Source organism: Flavobacterium sp. (assembly GCF_029242675.1).
GTDB lineage: Bacteria > Bacteroidota > Bacteroidia > Flavobacteriales > Flavobacteriaceae > Flavobacterium.
In genome coordinates, this window is the sequence record NZ_JAQWTM010000071.1 from 1 (window position 1) to 3,413 (window position 3,413).

A 3,413-nucleotide genomic window follows, 5' to 3' on the forward strand; every position below is an offset into this window, starting at 1 on the left:
CGACGTGGGCAATAATTGCAATGTTTCTAATAGATTCCATCTGTGATTTTTAATGAGTGCAAAGGTACACTTTATTTTGATAAAACAAATATTTATCCAATACTTTACATATACTTAACGAATTAGGAACAGATCACATCAAAACAACTATCATTTGAAAATAAAAATTCAGACTATTTATATTTAACTTAAATTAATTACATTTGGATAATGAAAAATAAATCCACACGAATAGCACTTATTTACTTGCTGATTGCATTATTTGCTGCTATAATTTTTCATAAAACATTCGTTCGTTATTCTGATACACTTAACTTTCAAGCGTATAACTTCATCAAAGATATTTTACTTATTACATTGACTGCAGCTGCTTTTAGATTTATTCTTGCTAAGAATGACAAGCGCAACATTAGCTACGTAAATGCACTTCAAAAAACAAACGAAGAAATAAAAGAATCAAATGATCGATATGATATTGTTGCTAAAGCTACTAGCGACATTATACGCGACTGGAATATTCAAAGCGATAAATTACAATGGAGCATAGGAATCGAGACAATTTTTGGATATAATAAAAGTCAGATAGGCGACGGATCTGCTTGGTGGTTTGACAATATCCACGCAGAAGATAGCATACGCATGTCGATAAAACTATACTCATTCTTAGAAGAAAAAACAGATAAATGGCAAGATGAATATCGCTTTAAATGTGCTGATGGTACTTACAAATATGTTTTAGACAAAGGATTTATAATAAAAGATAAATTTGGCAAACCTATTCGAATGATTGGAGCCATTCAAGACATCACAAAACAAAAAGAAGAAGAAATTCGATTGCGATTGCTAGAGACGGTTATTTTGCAAACAAAAGATTCTATAATCATAACCGAAGCTGATTTTAACGAGGATCAACTCCCCAAAATAGTATATGTTAATCCGGCATTTTCACTGATGACTGGTTATCAAGCTTTTGAAATTATTGGGCAATCACCTGATATTTTTAAAGGATCGAAAACAAATCCTGAAGCTATTTCAGAAATGATTAATTCCATACGCAATCAGCAAGAAAACATACTCGAAATGATATGTTATAAAAGAGACGGAAAAGAATTTTGGCTTCGCTTTACCATGATTCCTATTTTCAATAATGAAGAACAACTTTCGCACTGGATCTCTATACAAAAAGATGTAACTGACAGCAAAAATCAGGAAAGAGAAAAAGAACAATTGATAACAGAACTAACTAAGAAAAATACCGATCTAAAACAGTTCTCTTACATCACTTCTCACAATTTACGCGCTCCTCTATCTAATTTAACTGGACTCTTAAACCTGGTTGAGGACATAAAAATCGATGATGAGGAGTTACAAGACATTTTGAACGGATTAAGCACATCTACACATTTATTAAATGATACTATTAATGACTTAACTAAAGTGATGGTGATCAAAGAAACCCCTAACATTGCAAAAGAGCAGGTGTCCATAGCGCAAGTATTTGAAAAAGTGTGCACTCAAACAAAAATTTTATTAAATACAATCAATCACAATATAATAACCGATTTTAAAAAAGAAAGCGATTTTGAAATAAATAAGTCTTATATTGAAAGCATAATTACCAATTTACTAACCAATTCAATTAAATACAAGTCTGTTAATACACAACTAATCATAGAAATTAGCGCTTCATTAGTTAATGAGGAAACAATGATCATTTTCAAAGACAACGGGATTGGAATAGATTTAGATCGAAATAAAGATAAAGTCTTTGGACTCTATCAAAAATTTCATAGTTATCCTGATAGTAAAGGGCTAGGTCTTTATCTAGTTAAATCTCAAGTTGAAGCGATGGGCGGCACAATTACTATTGAAAGCGAAGTTAATGTAGGCACCAAATTTGTAATGAAATTTCCACATAAATAATATCGATGCTAGATACTATCTTGTTTGTAGATGATGACCCTATAACGCTAATGCTTTGCAAAAAAGTAATCAGCAAAGCTGCCTTTTCGAACCAAATTATCACAGCGCAAAATGGTGAAGAGGCAATCAATTTATTCCATACCTTATTGAATAATGCAGAAAAAACGGTACCTGAATTAATTTTCTTGGATTTAAATATGCCTATAATGGGCGGATGGGAGTTTTTGGCGGAATTCAGCAAACCAACATTTGAACAGTTTCATGATATAAAAGTTATCGTTTTATCTTCAACTATAGATCCTGAGGACTTAGAGAAAATAAAAGAATTTCCAATGGTTATGGATTTTTTACCCAAACCAATATCCCTGAGCACGTTAAATAAAGTTGCTGAAGCATTAGATTAATAATTTAAAAAAATTATAGGTGTAACATCAATTGTTAGTTTGCCTCATAGATGCTTACAAGCTACTACATAATATACGCAACTATATGTATTTATTTTTAACAAATGCTATTCACACTTAAAATGCGTATTCATTTAAGGTAAGTACGAAAACTCAAAACATTACAATTTACATCTGGAGGTTCAACCAATACTTTCGATGCATTTTATATACTCTTCCTTACATACTGAGGGAATATAAAAATAGTAAGTGAGTTCTGTGAAGCTTTCAAATTAGATGCTTTCTTATTATTTTTGGGATTAAGTTGTAAGTAAACAAAGCTTGCTATTCCAAATAAAATTCACAACTATACCTTGTGAAATAAAAAAACAATCCTGCACAAAGAGTATAATAATTTACGATCAGTAGTATTTTTTTTTTCAAATGACTTAGCTCGTCTATATCCCCATTTTTATTTTTTTATGTTTCTACAGATCAAACTATGTCGTTAAAATAATTAATACTGACTTGAAGTCATAACAACAAAAAAAGGTATCGGGTAAATTTTAATTACAAAACGTACAATTATAACACAGGATTTTGCAGCTGAAAATAAAACAAAATCCTAAGCTGTTTTGTTCTCTGTGGTCAAAAAAAAGAGAGATTTACAGCAGATTAGTAAGATTGATATCAGGCTAAACATAAGGTTGTTAAAATTTTTACATAACTGATCAAACCTACAAAATAACATAGTGAAAATTCTACTTTAAAAGCGATTCAGATAAGCAATATGTTTCGCGTACAAAGAGCAGCATTAGAGAGTTAAATGATAATTAAGACACAAAGTGACTACAAAGATAACAGAGCTGCAAATTAACTGATATTACCAGCTTCAAGCGAATAAAAAAATACATAAATTGAACAATTTATATCATATAGAAAGACGAAACAATTAAGATGCTGAAGTCTCCTACTTACTTAATAAATCCATTGAAAGATGGACAAACAGCAAAAAGAGAGCGTTACTTTTACATCAATTATATTCTGATTTTAAATAGTAATATACTCTACCGCAGTAGTTACAAAATAAATAATAAAGCAAGAACA

Annotated in this window: 2 protein-coding genes; both read left to right on the forward strand. The window is 30.4% G+C overall.

Going from position 1 to position 3,413, the window contains the following annotated elements:
- The first annotated feature begins 210 nt into the window (after nt 1–210).
- Entirely contained in the window at nt 211–1,923 is a 1,713-nt protein-coding gene (locus tag P8M54_RS02720; protein ID WP_300284810.1) for a PAS domain-containing protein, read from the forward strand.
- Between the two features lie 5 nt (nt 1,924–1,928).
- On the forward strand, nt 1,929–2,327 hold the full coding sequence (locus P8M54_RS02725; protein WP_300284813.1) for a response regulator: 399 nt from the start codon (nt 1,929–1,931) through the stop codon (nt 2,325–2,327).
- Nucleotides 2,328–3,413: the final 1,086 nt, after the last annotated feature.